Source organism: Janthinobacterium sp. 67, assembly GCF_002797895.1.
In the GTDB taxonomy this organism is placed as follows: domain Bacteria; phylum Pseudomonadota; class Gammaproteobacteria; order Burkholderiales; family Burkholderiaceae_D; genus Janthinobacterium.
This window is the reverse complement of record NZ_PGES01000001.1, coordinates 931,977-948,849: the sequence shown is the minus strand read 5'-3', so window position 1 is coordinate 948,849 and position 16,873 is coordinate 931,977. Positions and strand designations below refer to the sequence as shown.

15 protein-coding genes are annotated in these 16,873 nt (G+C 63.5%); 7 read left to right on the top strand and 8 right to left on the bottom strand.

The annotated features are described in order from the left end of the window. Positions 1 to 8: 8 nt before the first annotated feature. Positions 9 to 2,111, bottom strand: coding sequence for an XrtA/PEP-CTERM system histidine kinase PrsK (prsK, locus tag CLU90_RS04165; RefSeq protein ID WP_092716560.1), 2,103 nt, complete (start codon positions 2,109 to 2,111; stop codon positions 9 to 11). Beyond that, positions 2,108 to 3,496, bottom strand: coding sequence for a TIGR03013 family XrtA/PEP-CTERM system glycosyltransferase (locus CLU90_RS04160; protein WP_092716558.1), 1,389 nt, complete (start codon positions 3,494 to 3,496; stop codon positions 2,108 to 2,110). Before CLU90_RS04160 ends, prsK begins: the two co-directional genes overlap by 4 nt. 205 nt (positions 3,497 to 3,701) lie before the next feature. Between CLU90_RS04160 and nadB the strand changes: the two genes are divergently transcribed. Continuing rightward, positions 3,702 to 5,315 carry an L-aspartate oxidase gene (gene nadB, locus CLU90_RS04155; protein WP_092716555.1) on the top strand — a complete coding sequence of 538 codons (1,614 nt, stop codon included), beginning with the start codon at positions 3,702 to 3,704 and terminating at the stop codon, positions 5,313 to 5,315. A 121-nt stretch (positions 5,316 to 5,436) separates the two neighbouring features. Here the strand turns inward: nadB and CLU90_RS04150 are convergent, their stop codons facing one another. The 5 genes from CLU90_RS04150 to CLU90_RS04130 form a co-directional block, all read right to left on the bottom strand. After that, positions 5,437 to 6,798: a toxin-antitoxin system YwqK family antitoxin gene (locus tag CLU90_RS04150; RefSeq protein ID WP_092716552.1), complete on the bottom strand. Its 1,362-nt coding sequence runs from the start codon at positions 6,796 to 6,798 to the stop codon at positions 5,437 to 5,439. Next, positions 6,783 to 8,129, bottom strand: coding sequence for a toxin-antitoxin system YwqK family antitoxin (locus CLU90_RS04145; protein ID WP_092716550.1), 1,347 nt, complete (start codon positions 8,127 to 8,129; stop codon positions 6,783 to 6,785). The genes CLU90_RS04150 and CLU90_RS04145 overlap by 16 nt, the downstream gene beginning before the upstream one ends. Positions 8,130 to 8,138: 9 nt before the next feature. Then, positions 8,139 to 10,412 carry a hypothetical protein gene (locus tag CLU90_RS04140; protein WP_100427267.1) on the bottom strand — a complete coding sequence of 758 codons (2,274 nt, stop codon included), beginning with the start codon at positions 10,410 to 10,412 and terminating at the stop codon, positions 8,139 to 8,141. Between the two features lie 74 nt (positions 10,413 to 10,486). Next, on the bottom strand, positions 10,487 to 11,254 hold the full coding sequence (locus tag CLU90_RS04135) for a PP2C family serine/threonine-protein phosphatase (protein WP_100427266.1): 768 nt from the start codon (positions 11,252 to 11,254) through the stop codon (positions 10,487 to 10,489). A gap of 3 nt (positions 11,255 to 11,257) precedes the next feature. Further along, positions 11,258 to 11,941: a vWA domain-containing protein gene (locus tag CLU90_RS04130; RefSeq protein ID WP_100427265.1), complete on the bottom strand. Its 684-nt coding sequence runs from the start codon at positions 11,939 to 11,941 to the stop codon at positions 11,258 to 11,260. Between the two features lie 277 nt (positions 11,942 to 12,218). Between CLU90_RS04130 and CLU90_RS04125 the strand changes: the two genes are divergently transcribed. From CLU90_RS04125 to CLU90_RS04105, 5 genes are all read left to right on the top strand, one after another. Next, positions 12,219 to 12,953, top strand: a complete 735-nt coding sequence (locus CLU90_RS04125; RefSeq protein WP_139178422.1) for a helix-turn-helix transcriptional regulator — start codon at positions 12,219 to 12,221, stop codon at positions 12,951 to 12,953. Positions 12,954 to 13,138: 185 nt separating this feature from the next. Continuing rightward, complete coding sequence (locus CLU90_RS04120) at positions 13,139 to 13,588, top strand: hypothetical protein (RefSeq protein ID WP_092716540.1); 450 nt, start codon at positions 13,139 to 13,141, stop codon at positions 13,586 to 13,588. 47 nt (positions 13,589 to 13,635) lie between these two features. Further along, positions 13,636 to 14,028 carry a hypothetical protein gene (locus CLU90_RS04115; RefSeq protein WP_139178420.1) on the top strand — a complete coding sequence of 131 codons (393 nt, stop codon included), beginning with the start codon at positions 13,636 to 13,638 and terminating at the stop codon, positions 14,026 to 14,028. Positions 14,029 to 14,176: 148 nt separating this feature from the next. Continuing rightward, positions 14,177 to 14,620, top strand: a complete 444-nt coding sequence (locus CLU90_RS04110) for a hypothetical protein (RefSeq protein ID WP_092716536.1) — start codon at positions 14,177 to 14,179, stop codon at positions 14,618 to 14,620. Between the two features lie 94 nt (positions 14,621 to 14,714). Then, a complete protein-coding gene (locus tag CLU90_RS04105; RefSeq protein WP_092716535.1) occupies positions 14,715 to 15,239 on the top strand; it encodes a hypothetical protein in 525 nt (174 codons plus the stop codon). A 23-nt stretch (positions 15,240 to 15,262) separates the two neighbouring features. Here the strand turns inward: CLU90_RS04105 and CLU90_RS04100 are convergent, their stop codons facing one another. After that, positions 15,263 to 15,718 (bottom strand): tellurite resistance TerB family protein, encoded by a 456-nt coding sequence (locus CLU90_RS04100; RefSeq protein ID WP_092716532.1) that lies wholly within the window; start codon positions 15,716 to 15,718, stop codon positions 15,263 to 15,265. Between the two features lie 315 nt (positions 15,719 to 16,033). Between CLU90_RS04100 and CLU90_RS04095 the strand changes: the two genes are divergently transcribed. Then, positions 16,034 to 16,840 (top strand): lipid II flippase Amj family protein, encoded by an 807-nt coding sequence (locus CLU90_RS04095; protein ID WP_100429370.1) that lies wholly within the window; start codon positions 16,034 to 16,036, stop codon positions 16,838 to 16,840. Positions 16,841 to 16,873: the final 33 nt, after the last annotated feature.

Sequence of the window (16,873 nt, the reverse complement as noted above, 5' to 3'; positions counted from 1 at the left end):
CACTCCAGTCAGCGGGTAGAACAGCGGAAATCTGGGGTATGACCCGGCGGGTCAGACCCCATGGCCGCATGCAGCGGCAGGATCATGCGAAACGTCGTGCCCACCTGCGGCGCGCTGCGCACTTCCAGGCTGCCGCCCACTTCGCGCAGGTATTCGCGGCTTTCGAACACGCCGATGCCCATGCCCGCCGTCTTCGTCGTGTCGAACGGCTTAAATAAACGTTCGCGGATGAATTGTTCGCTCATGCCCTGCCCCGTATCGTCGAGCTCGACGACGGCCGTATGCTGCTCGCGCCGCAGCCGCACGGCCACCTTGCCATCGCTGGCCGTCGCCTCGATGGCGTTCTGGATCAAGTGACCCAGCACCCGCTCCAGCCGCGCGCGGTTGGCCAGCACCGTCAGTTCGCCATCGACGATTTCCAGCCGGGGCGCCGGCGCCAGGCTCGCCTTGGCCGCCACGGCCTGGCGCAGCAAGCCGTCGAGCAGCAGCGGCGCGGGCGCTTCCGGCGCTTCGCCACGCGCCAGTTTCTGCAGCAAGGTTTTCATTTTCTGCACGGAATGGTCGAGGGTGCCCAGCATGTCTTGCTGGAAGGCGGGATTGGCGCGGTGCTTTTCCGCGTTGCTCAATAACAGCGACAGCTGGAACACGAGGTTTTTGAGGTCGTGCACGATGAAGGTGGACATGCGGTTGAACGAGTCGAACTGGCGCGCCACCGTCAGGGTATCGAGCGATTCGCGGTGCGCCAGATAGCTGGCGGCCTGGCTGCCGGCAATTTTCAGCACGTCGAGGATTTCCCAGTTCAAGCCGATGTGCGTGCGGGGCCGCGCCAGCGCGACAAAGGCGAACAGCTGGCCATGCAGCATCAGGGGCACCAGCAGCCACACGTCGGGCAGCGCCAGCAGCGCGGGCGGCAAGCGCAAGCCACCGTACTGGCGCGGATTTTGCAGGCAATCGGACACGTCGATCACCCACTGCCGTGCTTCCATGAACTGGCACAAGGGACCTGACGCCGGCTCGCTCCACGTGTTCGGCGGCCAGTTCCAGCTGGCGGCGGGGGCGAACTGCCCCTGTTCGCGCAAAATCCACAGGGCGCCGGCGCGGCTTTCCACCAGTTGCGCCATGGCCTGTATCGTGCGTTCGCCCAGGGCCGGCCCATCTTCGGATAGCGCCCGCGTAAATCTCAGCCATTCCTCGCGGTAATCGAAGATGGCATTGTAAAAATGTTTATTGATATACACCTTGAGCTTGGCGCGCAGGCTGCCGGAAAACAGCACGCCCGCCAGCAGCAGGGCCGCGCCGCCCAGGTAAGCCATCTGCATCAGGGAACCCCAGGTGCCGCCGAAGTAGCGCAAATAATAGGCGCTGGCCGCCATGGCCAGCAGGTAGATGGCCGAGCCCAGCAAGGCGGCCGAGCGGTACAGCATCTGGCGCGAGACGGACAGGCCCAGCGCCCAGCCCGGATTGCGCGCGGCCGAGACGGCCAGCAGCGGCGCGCACAGGGCGTCGACGATGCCGCGCGCGGCCCAGATGTCGTTGTTGACCGTGCGAAACAGCAAGGCGTCGCTGTACAGATAGAAATCGTAGGCGAACAGCCCGCCCACGCCCAGGCACGCAAACTTGATGCCCCAGCGTTTCAGGGGCGGCGTGTTGCGGTACCACTGTTCCACCAGCAACATGCCCAGTACGGCCAGCAGCAAACGGCTGACGCTGGCCGCCGTGCGTGCCGGCAAGACCATCGGCAGCCACGACAAGGCCAGCGCGGACAGCCACGGCGCCAGCGCCGTGAGAACGATGCCGGCCAGCACGAGGCGCAAGCGGGGCCGCGACGGTTCGATCAGCAACAGCAGGAATACGAGCCAGGCCACGGTGCGCAGCAATTCCAGCGCATCATCGGCCAGCGAAGTGTGCTGCCCCAGCAGTACCAGCACCACCGTGCCCATCGCCCAGCCGCCCGTCGCCAGGCAGGCGACCAGCAAGGCTCGCACGTTTTGCCGCGCGCGCCAGTTGCTGATGAGCAGCAACGCCAGCACGAAGAAGGCCAGCGACGCCAAGCCATGGCTGAGGGCCGCCGCGTCGGCCGCCGCCAGCCAGTCCGACTGCGCCCGCATCATCGGCTGCCCTTGCCAAACAGCACCACCTGCACCGTGTCGAGCAGGATCAGCAAGTCGAGGAACAGGCTATTGTTTTTCACATAATACAAGTCGTATTGCAATTTTTTGACGGCATCGTCGATGGAAGCGCCATACTGGTAGCGCACCTGCGCCAGGCCCGTGATGCCCGGCTTGATGTTGTGGCGAATGTTGTAGTACGGCACTTGTTCCTGCAATTGTTCGACAAAATACGCGCGCTCCGGGCGCGGTCCCACGAAGCTCATCTCGCCGCGAAACACATTGAGCATCTGCGGCAGCTCGTCGATGCGCAGCTTGCGGATCAGATTGCCCACGCGCGTAATGCGCGCATCGTTGGCCAGCGCCCAGATGGGCGTGCCGTCGCGCTCGGCATCACAGCGCATGCTGCGAAATTTCAGCACCTTGAATGGCAGACCGTCGCGCCCCACCCGTTCTTGCTGATAGAACACGGGGCCGCCATCCTCCAGGCGGATGCACAGGGCCGTCACCAGCATCACGGGCAGCGCGGCCAGGCAGATGACGCCGCTGGCGGCCAGGTCGAACAAGCGCTTCGATGCGGCGCGGAAAAAACTCTGGTCGAAGCCGCCGCCATAGATCAGGTAGCTCGGTTGCAAGGAATCGATGCGAATCTGGCACGCTTCGCGCTCGAAAAACGTGGCCGCGTCGATCACCTTCACCCCGCCGAGCGCGCATTCCAGCAGTTGCTTGGCAGGAAACGCGCCATTGCGCCGGTCGCTGACGGACACGACGATTTCATGGGCGGCATGGCGCTGGGCCGTGGCCAGCAAGGACGGTCCGGCCGGCAGCAATGCCGAGGCCGGCACGCAGCATTGCTCGCCAGCCACACTGACACAGCCGACCACCGTAAACTGATGGAAACCGATCTTGCTGGCAGCCAGGTCCATGCATTCGCGCGCCAGCGCCCCGCCCCCCACCAGGATCAGCCGTCCTTCCATCAGCGCCGATTGCGATGACTTGAACACCACCAGGCGCGCCAGCAGCACGCCGATGGCGCCCAGGCCGAAGATCAGCACGCTGCCGCGCCCGAAATGCAAGGAAGGAATAAAACGGATCAGAACGCTGAGTACGGCAAAACCGAGCGCGAACGACGGCAGGATGCGCAGCAAGGTGTTGCGGATGTCTTCGCGCGAACGGTGCTGGTACATGCCCAGCGCACTCATGCTCAGCACGATGACCAGCGCAAAGATCGAAGACGACAGGTAGAGCTCGCTCACCCGCAGCACGCGGCTGCCGTCCGCCAGCCACAGCAAGGACGTCAGGGTGGCCGACAGCAGCAGGATCATGATTTCCAGCAACAGCAAGATAAACGCTGTTTTCGAGACATAATGGCTGAAGATGCGGATCATGGTTCCCCCTGCGGCAAGAAGCACCACGCCGCGCGCATAGCGGCCTGATACCGGTCTTGCCATCATGGCGAACTGTTCCAAGTAGACATTGATGCGCCACAAGCTACAGCCCCAGCTATCTTTCACCGGCAGAATTTATCTCAACACATTACCGATTGATGTGAAATGGACTATAGTATGCTTCCCCTAAAAAAAGATAAATGTCATGAAATTTGATGTAGCGATTGTCGGCAGTGGCCTGGCGGGTTTATCGGTTGCACTGCATTTAGCTGAGACGCGCACCGTCGCGATCATTTCCAAACGCGCGCTGCTCGATGGCGCCAGCAACTGGGCGCAGGGAGGCATCGCGGCCGTGCTGGACTCGGGCGACAGCCACCAGCAGCACATCGAAGACACCCTGATCGCGGGCGGCGGCCTGTGCGACGAGAGCGCCACGCGCTACATCGTCGAGCACGGCCGCGAAGCCATCGAATGGCTGATCGAGCAAGGCGTGCCGTTTACGCGCGACGCCTCGGCCGAGCTGGGTTTTCACCTGACACGCGAAGGCGGCCACAGCCAGCGCCGCATCATCCACGCGGCCGACGCCACCGGCCACGCCGTGCAGGTGACCCTGGAAGAAAAAGTGCGCGCCCACCCGAACATCAGCCTGTTCGAACACCATTGCGCGATCGACCTGATCACCTCCGACAAGCTGGGCATGAAGCCGACCCAGCGCAACGCCCAACCGCATTGCCACGGCCTGTACGTGCAGGATGAGCAAACGGGCAAGGTACTGACCTTTGCCGCCGAGCACACCGTGCTGGCCACGGGCGGCGCCGGCAAGGTGTATTTATATACAACGAATCCCGACACGGCCAGCGGCGACGGCATCGCCATGGCCTGGCGCGCCGGCTGCCGCGTGTCGAACATGGAATTCATCCAGTTTCACCCGACCTGCCTGTACCACCCATACGCCAAATCGTTTTTGATCACCGAAGCCATCCGTGGCGAAGGCGGCTTGCTGAAACTGCCGCCCGAAGCGGGCGCGGCGGCGGGCACGCGCTTCATGCTGGCGCACGATGAACGGGCCGAACTGGCGCCGCGCGACGTGGTGGCGCGCGCCATCGACTTCGAGATCAAGAAACGCGGTCTCGACTACGTGCACCTGGACATCAGCCACAAGCCGGCCGAATTCCTCATCGAACACTTCCCCACCATCTACGCGCGCTGTCTGGAACTGGGCATCGACATCACCAAGCAGCCGATTCCCATCGTGCCCGCCGCCCACTACACGTGCGGCGGCGTCGTGACGGACCTGGCGGGCCGCGCCGACTTGCCGGGCTTGTACGCAGTGGGCGAAACGGCATGCACGGGCCTGCACGGCGCCAACCGCCTGGCGTCGAATTCCCTGCTCGAATGCATCGTCATCGGCCGCGCCTGCGCACAGGATATCGAAAGCAAGGAAAAGCTGGGCACGCCGTATCTGCCCGACTGGGATGAAAGCCGGGTCACGGATGCGGACGAGGAAGTGGTGATTTCCCACAACTGGGACGAGCTGCGCCGCTTCATGTGGAATTACGTGGGCATCGTGCGCACGACGAAACGCCTGGAACGGGCCCAGCACCGCATCGCGCTCTTGAAGGAAGAGATCGACGAGTACTACCGCAACTTCCGCATCACGCACGATCTGCTGGAACTGCGCAATCTCGTCGACGTGGCCTCGATGATCGTCAACAGCGCTCTGTCGCGCCGCGAAAGCCGTGGCCTGCACTTCAGCCGCGATTATCCGGAAACCTTGCCGAAGGCGATCGCCAGCGTGCTGACGCCGCCGCACCGCTAATGTTACGCCTCGGTCCTAGACTATTTGTAAGCCGATAGCATCACCGAACCCTCAGGCAAAGAGCCGGGGTCAGACCCGACGGGTCTGACCCCAGTCCTTGTCTTGGGTTAATTGACATGCTTCACTGCTCCGGCATCTCGAACTCAATTCCATCCTCCGTGTACGACATCTTCGCGGACGCCCCCGTGCACTCCCCCTGCGCCTCATCCGCCACATAGCGGCATTCGCTTTCCACACTACCGTCTGCGCGCCAGTGCCGGGTCCAGCCCTGGCGTTCGCCATCGACATACTCGATCAACTGACGAGGTTTGCCATTCGCATACCAGGAACGCAACGCGCCCTCCTCGCGCCCGCCCGCGTTCCACCGTTTGTCCACGAGCAATACGCCGGTCCGGCTGAAGCGCTGTTCGCTGCGCAAGACGTAGTGGCCGCTGTGCGTGCGCTTGTTGGCGACTTTGCCGTCCGGGTAATATTCGATGCTGTCGCCGACAGGCTTGTCGTCTACGTAGTTGGCCGTGCGCTGCACCTTGCCGTCGGGGAAATAGCCGGTGCTGGGCCCCGTCATGATGCCGTTGACGTACTGGCTGCGGCTTTCCACTGTGCCGTCCGGATAGAACAGCAGCAGCTCGCCCTCCGTCTGGCCCTTGACCTGTGTCACGCGCGTGCGCAGCTTGCCGTCCGTGTCGAACGTTTCTACCAGGCCATCGGCGCGGGCGCCGTTCTCGTAATGGCTGACCTCGTTCAGCTTGCCCGTATCGTGGTAGATCCGCTGTTCGCCTTCCTGCACGCCATTGCGCCACGTGTTGCGCATGGAAATCTGGCCCTCAGGGCGATACATGGTCTGCACACCCTGCTGCACGCCGCGCCCATCCTGCTCCACCTGCATTTCCAACTGGCCATGCGGGTAGTACATGCTGTAGTTGCCCACCAGCTTGCCGCGCAGGTAATCAGGCTCGTTGACCTGGCCAATCAGCCGCTTCGGCTCGCCTTTCCGCGCGTGCACCACCTCGACTTGCCAGGTGCCGGGCGTCTTGCCTGGCGGCAGCGGGACGAGCAGCGCATAGCGCGCATGCTCCTTGACTTCGCCGCGCGTCAGATTGTGATTCAGGTACAGGCGCGCCTTGCCGTCGGCACAGGCTTGCGGCTCGCAGCCGCCCAGCTTGCCGACATCGGGCATGGCGAGCGCAGCCGCCTTACCTGGCGTAGGACAAGATCTGATACGCATCAACAAGGGCGTTTTGTCGCGTATCAGCTTGGCCAATTGCTGCTTCATGGCGGCGTACTGCTGCGCGTCCAGGCCCACGGACACGGCATCCATCAGCACCTGCCTGCCGCCGCAGCCGCTGTCGCTGGCGAGGGTCAGCACGTCGCCGTCGGGCGTCGCCTTGATCGCGGTGACTACTTGCCGCTGCTCAATCTCGGCGTGGGCCAGCAGCGGCCACAGCAGCGTTGCAAGCAGCACATGCTTCACAATGCGCGCCATGCCTGCTCCTTGCGCTGCAGTTCCGGCGCTGGCGGCGCTTCGCCGCATGCGCCCTGGGCCTTGCCGGCCACATACTGGCATTCGCCCTTCAAACTGCCATCCTCGTGCCAGCTGCGGCTCCAGCCGTCGCGCCGGTCGTTCACGTAGTCGATGGCTTGCTCCGGCTTGCCGTTCTCGTACCACGAGCGCGACGTGCCCTGCTCACGCAGCTGCTTGTCCCAGTTTCTTTCCAGCACCAGCACGCCTTGCGGACTGTAGCGTTGGACCTTGAGCAGCGCTCCATTCCCGGCATACTGCTGGCGCGTTTGCACCTTGCCATCTGGATAAAATTCCAGCGCTTCGCCCGCCGGCAAGTCCATGAGCATTGTCATGGTGGAGCGCACGGCGCCATCCGGATGGTAATAGGTGGCCAGACCGTGGTACTTGCCCTTGCTCATTTGCGTGCGGCTGGAAACTTTACCGTCAGGAAAATACGTAATGAGTTCGCCTTCCAGCTTGCCATCGCGCATGGTCTGGCGTGTCTTCAGCTTGCCATTGGCATCAAAGGTATCGAATGTGCCGTCAACCTGGCCGCCATTGCGAAATTCCACAGCTTCGCGCAGCTTGCCCGTGCTGTGATAGCTGCGCTGCATGCCTTCCGGCATACCGTCGCGCCATTGGCTGCGCGATTCCAGCGTACCATCAGAATAGTAACTGCTGGCCACGCCCTGCTGCCGGCCCTTGGCATCTTGCGGCACCTGTTTTTCGATCTGGCCATCCGGGTAATAATAGGTGTAGCCGCCGACCAGTTCACCCTGCGCATAATCGGCGTGGTTGACCTGGCCCGACAGGCGCAGCTTGTGACCGGCCACGCTGTAAATGTCCACCTTCCACGTACCCGGCAGCTTGCCTTTCGGCAAAGGCAACAGCAGCACATTCGGCGCCTTTTCCTGCTCGATGGGGAAGAAGCGCTCGTGCAGGTACAACCGCGCCCGACCGTCGGCGCAAGCCGCTGGCGTGCAGGCGGCGATCTGCCGCACGATGGGCACGCTTTGATCCTCGGGGCAATTTTTCACGGTGACGAGCATGGGCGTCTTGCTGCGGATCTGCTTGGCCAGCCGCGCTTTCAGCGCTTCGTATGGCGCCTCGTCCAGGTTCACCGATCGGGCATCCATGCGTATCTGCTTGCCGCCACAGGCGGTCGTGCCCGCAATACTGAACACATCGCCGCCTTCGCTATCTTGCTCGGCGGCCATGGCGGTCACCACGAGGCGCTGCACGATGTCCGCCTGCGCCATGCCGGGAGTCAGCAATGAAGCGCCCAGCACGGCGCATAGGGTCTTGATTTTCATGGTATTCCTCTAATTTTCCGCCGTGACGGCCACGCCGCCCGGCACGAAGCTGACCTGGCCATCGCGGTAGCGCACGAGCACCACAACCTTGGCTTCCTGCAATTGACCGTGCTGCACGGCCGGCAAGTAGGTCCAGCGCTTGACGCTATCGAGCAGCACCTTGTTGAGCATCGGTTCCATCGGCAACTCGGCCGCCGCATGGCTCAGGGTGCCATCGGCGGTAATGGTCAAGGTCAAGCGGTTTTCACCCGTTTCGTGCTTTTCGTCCAGCACGCCATACGCAACCGTCGTCATCGTCTCGCGCTGTACGCCGCCGACCTGGTCCCGCAAGGGCGGCAAGGCCTTCAGCCTGGTTGCCAGCAGCGCGCCCTCGGCCAGTACCTTGTCCCAGCGTTTCTGGTAAGCGCCCGGCTGCGCCAGACGCAGCACCTTGGCGTTCAGATCCATGCGCTGCGTCATGCGCGCCACGCCATTGTCGGCCGGCTGACCCGGCTCGGCCGGCAAGGCATGCTCCACGGCGTAGCGGTAAGCCGTCAGTTGCGCCAGCGCCACCAGATTGACGGCATCGCCCTCGTCGCCACCGCGCAGCTGCGCGGCAGCGGCCATGCCCAGCCAGGCCGTGCCATCCGTCGGATGCGCCCACACGGCTTGCTCGAAGTACTGGCGCGCCGCCTGCGGTTCGTTCAGGCTCAGGTGCATGCGGCCCATGGCCGCCGCCACCAGATGGTCGCGCGGGTTCGCTTGCAGCAAGTCAAGATAGGTAGCGACCAGCGCCGGCTCATAGCCGGGCACCCAGCCCAGGCCCTCCAGCAACGAGGCGCGCAGCCGCACCTGCGTGCTGTCGCCGCCGTAGCCGGGCGACTTTTCCTGGCCGGAACGGTACAACAGCTGCAAGCCACGCGTGACGGCGTCATCGTCGCCCTTGCTGATCGCTTGCGACAGGCTGCGCACGGCCTTGCGCGCATCGGACGGTTGGAAGCCGGCCGCCTTGGGCGAGCGCCAGCGAAATACTTCCAGGCCAGCCGCCTGGTCCGCTTGCGCCTGCAGGGCGGCCTTGGCCTTGGCTTCATCGGGCGACGAGGTCCAGGCCGTAAAGCCGATCAGGAACAGCACGATCAGCAGCACCACCACGGCCCAGCCCTTGCCGGAAATGCCGACCGCATTGGCCTGCGCACCGCCTGCCGGTAGCCGCACGGGCGCTTGCCCCGGCGCCGTATGGTGTGCGCCGCGCGTGCTGCGCTGCCGAGGCTGGGACTGCGCCAGTATCTGCTGCTGCGCAAGCACGGACGCTTGCGCTGCCACACCGATGACCTTGTCGCGCGCGCAGGCGGCGCAGCCGAAGCCCGCAAAATGCTGGTGTTCGGCATTCGCGGCACACACGACGAGCTTGCCGCCGCTGCGCTGCGCATAGCCGCGCAGCAATTGCGCCCAGTCGGCCGCCGAGGGCCGCTGGGGTTTGGGGGACGGGGAAAACGCGCGGTCGAACATGGCGCGCAGTTCGGGCGGCATCAAGGCATGGCCGCTCGTCGCGTTCGGCGCCAGCTGCTTGTGGCGTTTGACGCCATACGCATAGCAGCCGTCGCGGATGCGCCCGGGAATGTCGGTCGCCACTTGCGCATTGCCGGGCCGCCCGCTGTACGGGTGGATGCCAAAGTTGAGCAACTGGAAGATGACGACGGCCAGCGCGAAGCGGTCCTGCGCCATTTCCGTGCCCGCCGGCATGCCCTTACGCTGGAATTCCGGCGCCAGGTAATCGGCCGTGAATTGCTCGGCAGGAAAACGCTCGGCATGGCCCTGGATGCTGAAACCGTCGCAATCGAGCATGGCGATGTACAGCGAATCGCGGTAAAAGCGCAGGTTCACCGGTTTCAGGTCGACCACGTAATGCTGCTGCTGGTGCAGCGCATCGATGACGGCGGCCAGGTTGGCGGCCAGGGTCAGCTTGGGTCCGAGTCCCGTGGGCAAGCCGGCCGCGCGCGCTTGCCGCTCCTGCATGATCTGTTCCAGCTCGGCCGTCTGCGCCATGTCCAGCAAGGGCATGACGAAGCCGGCAAAGCCGCCCTGGCCGTCGAACACGGCCGCTTGCGGCCAGGCGATCTGCACGTAGCGCTTGCCGTTTTCCACCTGGTCGGGCAGCTCGGGCGACAGTTCCAGCATCGCCTCGAGCTTGCGCCGATTGGCGGCCCGGTCCAGGTGCGGGTGGTACAGCTTGGCCACCTGCGTGGGCGCGCCCGGCAGCAGATACACGCTGCCCGCGCCGCCGCTTTTAATCAGTTTGCCCAAGACCAAACTGCGGACTTTATCGAGCCAAATTTTTCCACCCGGACTCAGGCCCGGTGTCACACCCTGCTTCCGGCTCATGCGCGCAAGGCCAGCAGCAGGGTCTTGTCGTCGCCCGTGATCTGGTGCGTGCGCGGGTCGGCCAGGGTGGACGCCAGCGCTTCATTGCCCAGCTCGACGCTGTCGACCGTGCGCAAATAGCCTTGCACGGCATCCATGAACGGCGCGTACAAGGCCGCATTGTTCTTGCCCATGGCAAAGGGCATGCAGCCGTCCGACATCAGCACGACGCCGCGCACGGACCGGGGTATCGACAACAGGCGCAGCTGTTCGCGCCAGCGTTCGCCGCTGATAAAATAGGTTTCGTTCGCGTATTCGCCGTTGGCGGGCAGCGAGATCAGTTCGCTACCGTCAAGCAGTTGCGCCACGCCCAGGCCATCGCCCAGGTGGAAGAAGAAGCCGGCCTCCGCTCCCATGACCACGCCCACGACTGTGGCAGCGTAATCATCGAGGGTGGCATTGGCGGCGCGGGCGATGTCGTCCAGCGCGGCGCGTATCTGCGCCAGGGTGCCGGCCAGCGCACCGTCGAGCAAATCCTGCACGGTGGCGCCCTGCTCCAGCCGTCCGGCCAGCGCCTGCACGGTCTGCCTTGCCACAAACTGCGCGCCCTGCTCGCTGAGCCGGGCCGAACCGGCGCCATCGCAGACGATGGCCACCAGCACATCGCCCACGACGGCATGCGCGTGCGCATCCTGGCAAGGGATGTCTTTATCCAGGTGCGCCTTGCCCGTGACGGACGCGCCGAACACGCGCCAGGCATCCTGTGTTGCTTGCACTGCTGCCATCGATCAGGTGCTCACGACAGACCAGCCGTCCGTCGAGGCCAGCTGGGCCTGCGCACCGGGACGCGATTGCGACACCACCTGCATGCTGGCGCTCAGCCACAGGAACAGTTCGCGGAACTGCAAGCCTTTCAGCTGCTTCACGCCCCGCTCGCCACGGCTGGAAAACTGCCCCAGGGAATCGATATTCGCGTTGTCGCCCACGGCGATGGGGAAGATCGCCACCTTGTTCGATTGTTCCGCCGCGCGCGCCTGCTCGGCGCCGTGCTGCCAGCGGTCCGTCGGCTCGCCGTCCGACATCAAAAACAGCCATGGCCGCGTGTACGCCACGCCCGCCTGGCGGAAGCGCTGCTTTTCCTGCTCGATCTCGGCCAGCGCCAGTTCGACGGCCGCACCGGTCGGCGTGGTGCCGTTCGCGGCCAAGAGGGGTGCCGTGAAATCCATGGCATCGCACCAGTTGCTGGCCACCACGGCTTCATCGTGGGCGCCGTATTGAATCACCAGGATGCGCACGCGCTTGGCGGCGATCACGTCGGACTTGAGTTCCTGTTCCAGCAAGGCCAGGCCTTCGTTGAGCAGCGAGACAGGCTCGCCATCCATGCTGCCGGAGCAGTCCAGCACGAGCACCAATGGCGTGCGTTGTTCGGTGTTGTCGACGAGGGCGACGTCGGGAATCATTATTGAACTCATGGGCAATCGGTAAATGTGAAATCGGTCATAGTGCGAATCTTACATCATCGACGTATTTTGCCCGCGCGAGTTTCCTACAGAACACTATCCACGCATATTTTTGCAAACCATTGCAGCATAGATGTCTTTGTACTATCTTGATAGTTGCCCAGGCCAGATGGCAACGACCAGCCCTTCCCCACAAAGGTGCGGCGGATCGTACTGCAACACCGCCCTTACCCAGTTCCGCACCTGCACGCCTGCGGCACACTGATGTCATCAGGCTATGGGGGCAAGCATGGGTACAGCGACAGTCACCGAGGACGTGGGCGCATTGATTGCCGCCCTGTACGAAACGGCTTGCGGCACGGACGACTGGCCTCAACTCGACAGCGCGGCACTGAACAGCCAGCAATGGCAGGAACTCTTGCCGCATCTGCAGCGCGCCCTGTGCCTGCAGCAGCGCCTGCGCGAAGCGCAACTGGCCAGCCGCTGCGCCCTGGCGGCGCTCGACGCCATGGGCGCCGCCGTGCTGGTGCTCGACGCGAGCCTCGGGCTGCGCTTCGCCACGCCCGCCGGCCACGCCCTGCATGCGGCGCAACTGGCAAACGCTGCGCCGCCCGCCCTCGTGCGCGCCGTGCGCATCGTCATCGCCGGCGCCGGTGGTCCACCGCAATGCCAGTCGCTGCGCCTGGCGCGCAAGCAGCAAACCCCGCTGGCAGTGACCGTCACCCTGCTCGCCGCCTGCCAGCCGCCATGCGCGTTGCTGATCGCGCGCGACCCCGCACAAGCGAGCACGTCCGCCACTGCCTTGCGCCAGCTGTTCGATTTGACGCAAGCCGAAGCGCTGGTGGGCAAGGAACTGGCGCAAGGTGCCACCATCGAGGAAATCGCCGCGCGCGGCGGCATCAGCGTCAACACCGTCAAGACGCATCTGCACCATACCTATCTGAAAACGGACACGCGGCGCCAGGGCGAGCTGATCGCGCTGATCCACGGCGCGACGGCGCACCTGGCCGTACTCGACGCATGAGGCCGCGTCATCCGATCGGATGATGTGCAGGACAACTTGCCTGCCTACACTGGCAAGACCGGTCGCCCGCACCTCGCCAGTGTCACCACAGCGCGTGCTGACAGCCGGTTCGGCTTCCCTGGTATCGACAACAATATCGCCGCGCCGGCAGCGGACGGCACCACAGTTCAAGGACGGGTAAAAAAATGAAAACATGGATACTGGCCGGCACCCTGGGCGTTTGCGCCCTGCTGGCAAATGCGCAATCGCTCCCCGACAGCCAGACCGTCGTCATTCCAGGCGGACGCCTGCAGACGATCGAACTGCCGCCCCAAAGACATTTTATGAATGCGGAAACGTTTGCCCCGTTCCGCGGCGGCTATGAGCTGTCGAACGGGCAAGTACTCCACCTGCGCAATATCGGCAGCATCGGCGCCATCATGTATGCGCGTATCGACGATCAGGAAGAACACCGCATCGTCGCCAGCGGCAGCCACAGCTTCGTGGCGCTGGACCGGCAACTGGCCGTGCGCATCGACTTGCGCAACGATGGCAGCGTGGGCGGCGAAGTGCTGATGCAGATGCCGGCCGAAAAACTGGCCAGCGGCGACATCGTGCCTGCCCACGTGCAAAGCATGGGCCTGGCCTTACGTTGATGCAACAAGCCGCGTGCCGCATTCTGCACTCCGCATGGGTGGCCGCCATGAGCAGACACTATTCTGTCCAGCAGCAAAACACGCTGACCCAGGCAGCCATCAGACAGAAGGCGGCCTGGTGGCGTGCGCGTCCCTTGCCCGAGGCCTTGCGCCAGTACGCGGCCAGCCACGGCGTGGCGCTGGGCACCTCCATCATGCTCGACCTGCGTCTGGCCTACCCCGGCATGCCCGCCGTGTACGGCAAGCTGCTGAGCGCCGACGGCCACTTCATCCACTTCGAGATGGACCTTGACGACGCGCTGCGCCCCCTGCCTGGCAGCGTGGCGTGGGACGACATCAGCGCCCGCTACGAGCCGGCCGCACGCAAGCGCGGCACGGGCGTGGACTATGGCCTGCTGTGCAAGAAGGTGCTGCAGGAAATGAATCACGGTGCCCGGTAACATTGCGCCGCGCAGTACCGGCGCCGCATACTCTGCAGTTCTCCACCGAATGGACGATGCGCAGCGCCAAAGCCGCGCCTAGACTGGTTGCTGCCCCATGCCTGCCGGCACCATGCGCCAGAGGCCATCAATCAACGAGGACGACACCATGAAAACCATCATCCTGGGCACACTGCTGTGCCTTGCCGCCGCCAGCCCCGCAGCCACTGCGCAGGCCCTGCCGCCCGAACACACCGTCACGGTGCCGGGCAACTCGCTGCGCATCGACGTGCCCGAACATCCGCGCTACATGATGCGCCAGGATTGCAAGAAGTTCGTCGGCACCTATGATCTGTCGAATGGCGACACCATGGAACTGCGCCTCGCCGGCGCCGTCATGTATGCGCGTATCGGCAAGCAGGAAGAGCACCGTATCATCGCCACCGACCGCAACGCCTTCGTCGCGCTGGACCGCCAGCTGAAAGTGCGCATCGACCACAATGATGACGGCAGCGTGGATGGCGAACTGGTGATGGTGGTGCCGTCGCAGAAGGTGTCGAGTGGCGGCATCGTGCCCTCCCACATACAAAACATCGGCCTGGCGTCGCGTTGAAGCGGCGCACAGGCGCGGCAGGCCAGGCGCTGCCATCGCGTGCTATCATCGCCGCCAAATTCCTGAAACGAACGGCAACGGCCCATGGAGCGCAATGCAGACACCTCGCAGTAATCCGATCTTCACCGTGCTGCGCGGCGGCCTGCGCCTGCTGGCCTGGCCCTTGATGGCCCTCGTCAGCGCCGCGTGCACGAGCACCACACGCCATCCGGCCAGCGAGCCCACGCAAGTCATCCTGCGCTTTACCTATGACGACGGCAAGCCGATGCGGCATGACGATTACCTGGCCAATGCGCGCCAGCAAACGTATATCAAGCACTGCAGCAAGATAGGCAGCACCACTGTCTGCGACATCGGCTCGGATCCACTTTTCATGGGCGGCGACGCCCCGCTGGACGCCAACGGCGAAGTGCGCGTCACCCTGCACTCGACCGGCCCCATCGGCAACAATCCGACCAGTCTTTGCATCAAGGGCAAAGGCTACGTCTTTGATTCCGGCGACTGGAAACGCGGTCCCTTCAGCCCAGGCCAGGTGATCGAGATCCGCTACAGGATCAGCGAAGTGCAAATGGCGTGCCCCTGGTCGTCGGGCACGCCGCCGTGGTGGGACAAGAGTTAAGCCGGAGCCGGCTGGCTTGAAAGTTACTGCAGCTCGAACTCGCCTGGATTCAAGCCCAGTTCGCGCGCAATCTTGCTGGCCACGCGTTGCTCGTTGGCGTCGAAATTGCCGTCCGACGAAGCGACGGCGATGATCATGCGCACCAGCAGGCGCGACGCCTCCACATTCGACTTCATCTTGCCCAGCGCCTGATACGCCTTGGCTTCGCCGATATCCTTGTCGAACTCCAACTGGCCGACATATTCCTGGAACGCCTTGATCACGTCCGTGGTGGTAAACACCGACAGCGCGTCATTGCTTTCAATGAATTTGACCATCTTCTGCTTTTCTTCCGCACTGACGCTGCCGTCGGCCATGGCGATCAGGGCCGAGCCCGCCATCGCGGCGTTCAGGAAATCCTTGTTCTTGTACTTCAGCGCTTCGGTTTTCAGTTCGCTGGCTTTGGTCTTCAGCTTGGACAAAAAGGAATCGAAACTCATGGTGTACCTCCGGGTTGGTTGATTCATGTCGAGCGGCAAGATCTTGCCGCTACCCACGGTAGTTGAGGGTGCAAGCTTGAAATACAAGCAAGGAAACCAGTCAGACGCTCACTGGCGGCATTTATCTCACCCACAGGCAAAGGCCGGGGTCAGACCCGTCGGGTCTGACCCCAGTTTCTGCCTTGGGGTGAAATTCAGTCAACTCCACACAAACCACCACAAAACCCCAATCACATAAAATTATCTTATTTGCAGTTGAAAAATAAATAATTCCATGGCAGGATGGAATTACATTTTCCATACTGCAAGGTTGTGATGGACAAGCAATTGCTGCTGATTTGCGCACTGACGTTCATCATCCACATCATCGGCACACTCGCCTATTCCGTGCGCATCGCCGGCATCCGCACGCGGCGCATCGCCGTCTCGCTGGCCCTGTTCAGCATCCTGATGCTGCTGTCGCGCACGTCGAACTCTTTCCTTGGACCATTCCTCGCCAAGCGCGTGGAAACGGGCATAGACCAGCATGTTGCCGCCAGCACTTTATTAGTCGACTTCCGCTGGCTGCTATTCTCCGCCAGCCTGGCGACCATCCTCGGCGCCATACTGATCCCCACCTTCCAGCGCGCCTTCTGCCGCGCCGTCGAGCACTTCCAGGTACACAGGTCGGTACCGAAGCTCTTGCTGCACGCCGTCTTCAAGGGCGGCTTGTCCTACCTCAAGACCTCCGCCAGCCTGCCCAAACCCGCCAACGTCACGGGCCTGCGCCAACAATCCGGCGTCTCCGTCTCCATGACAGCCATGAACGTCATCGCCACGGCCCTGTGGACGGTAGGTGTCTTCGCCGCCCTGTACGCGGGCGTGCTGGACCCCAGCGTGCGCGTGACCTCCAGCACGCTTTCATCGATCATCAACGGCGGCGCCACGATCATGATGGCCGTCTTCATCGATCCGCACATGTCGGGCATGACGGATGACGTCGTAGAGGGCAAGATCGAAGAATCGCAGTTCCGGCGCGCGGTGGTGTGGCTGGTGGGAAGCAGATTGGCGGGGACGCTGATTGCACAGCTTTTGCTGGTGCCGTCGGCGGTGGTGATTGTGGGGGTGGCGAAGGGGTTGTAGGTAAGCTTTCAATAATTAAAACCAAGGAAAGTC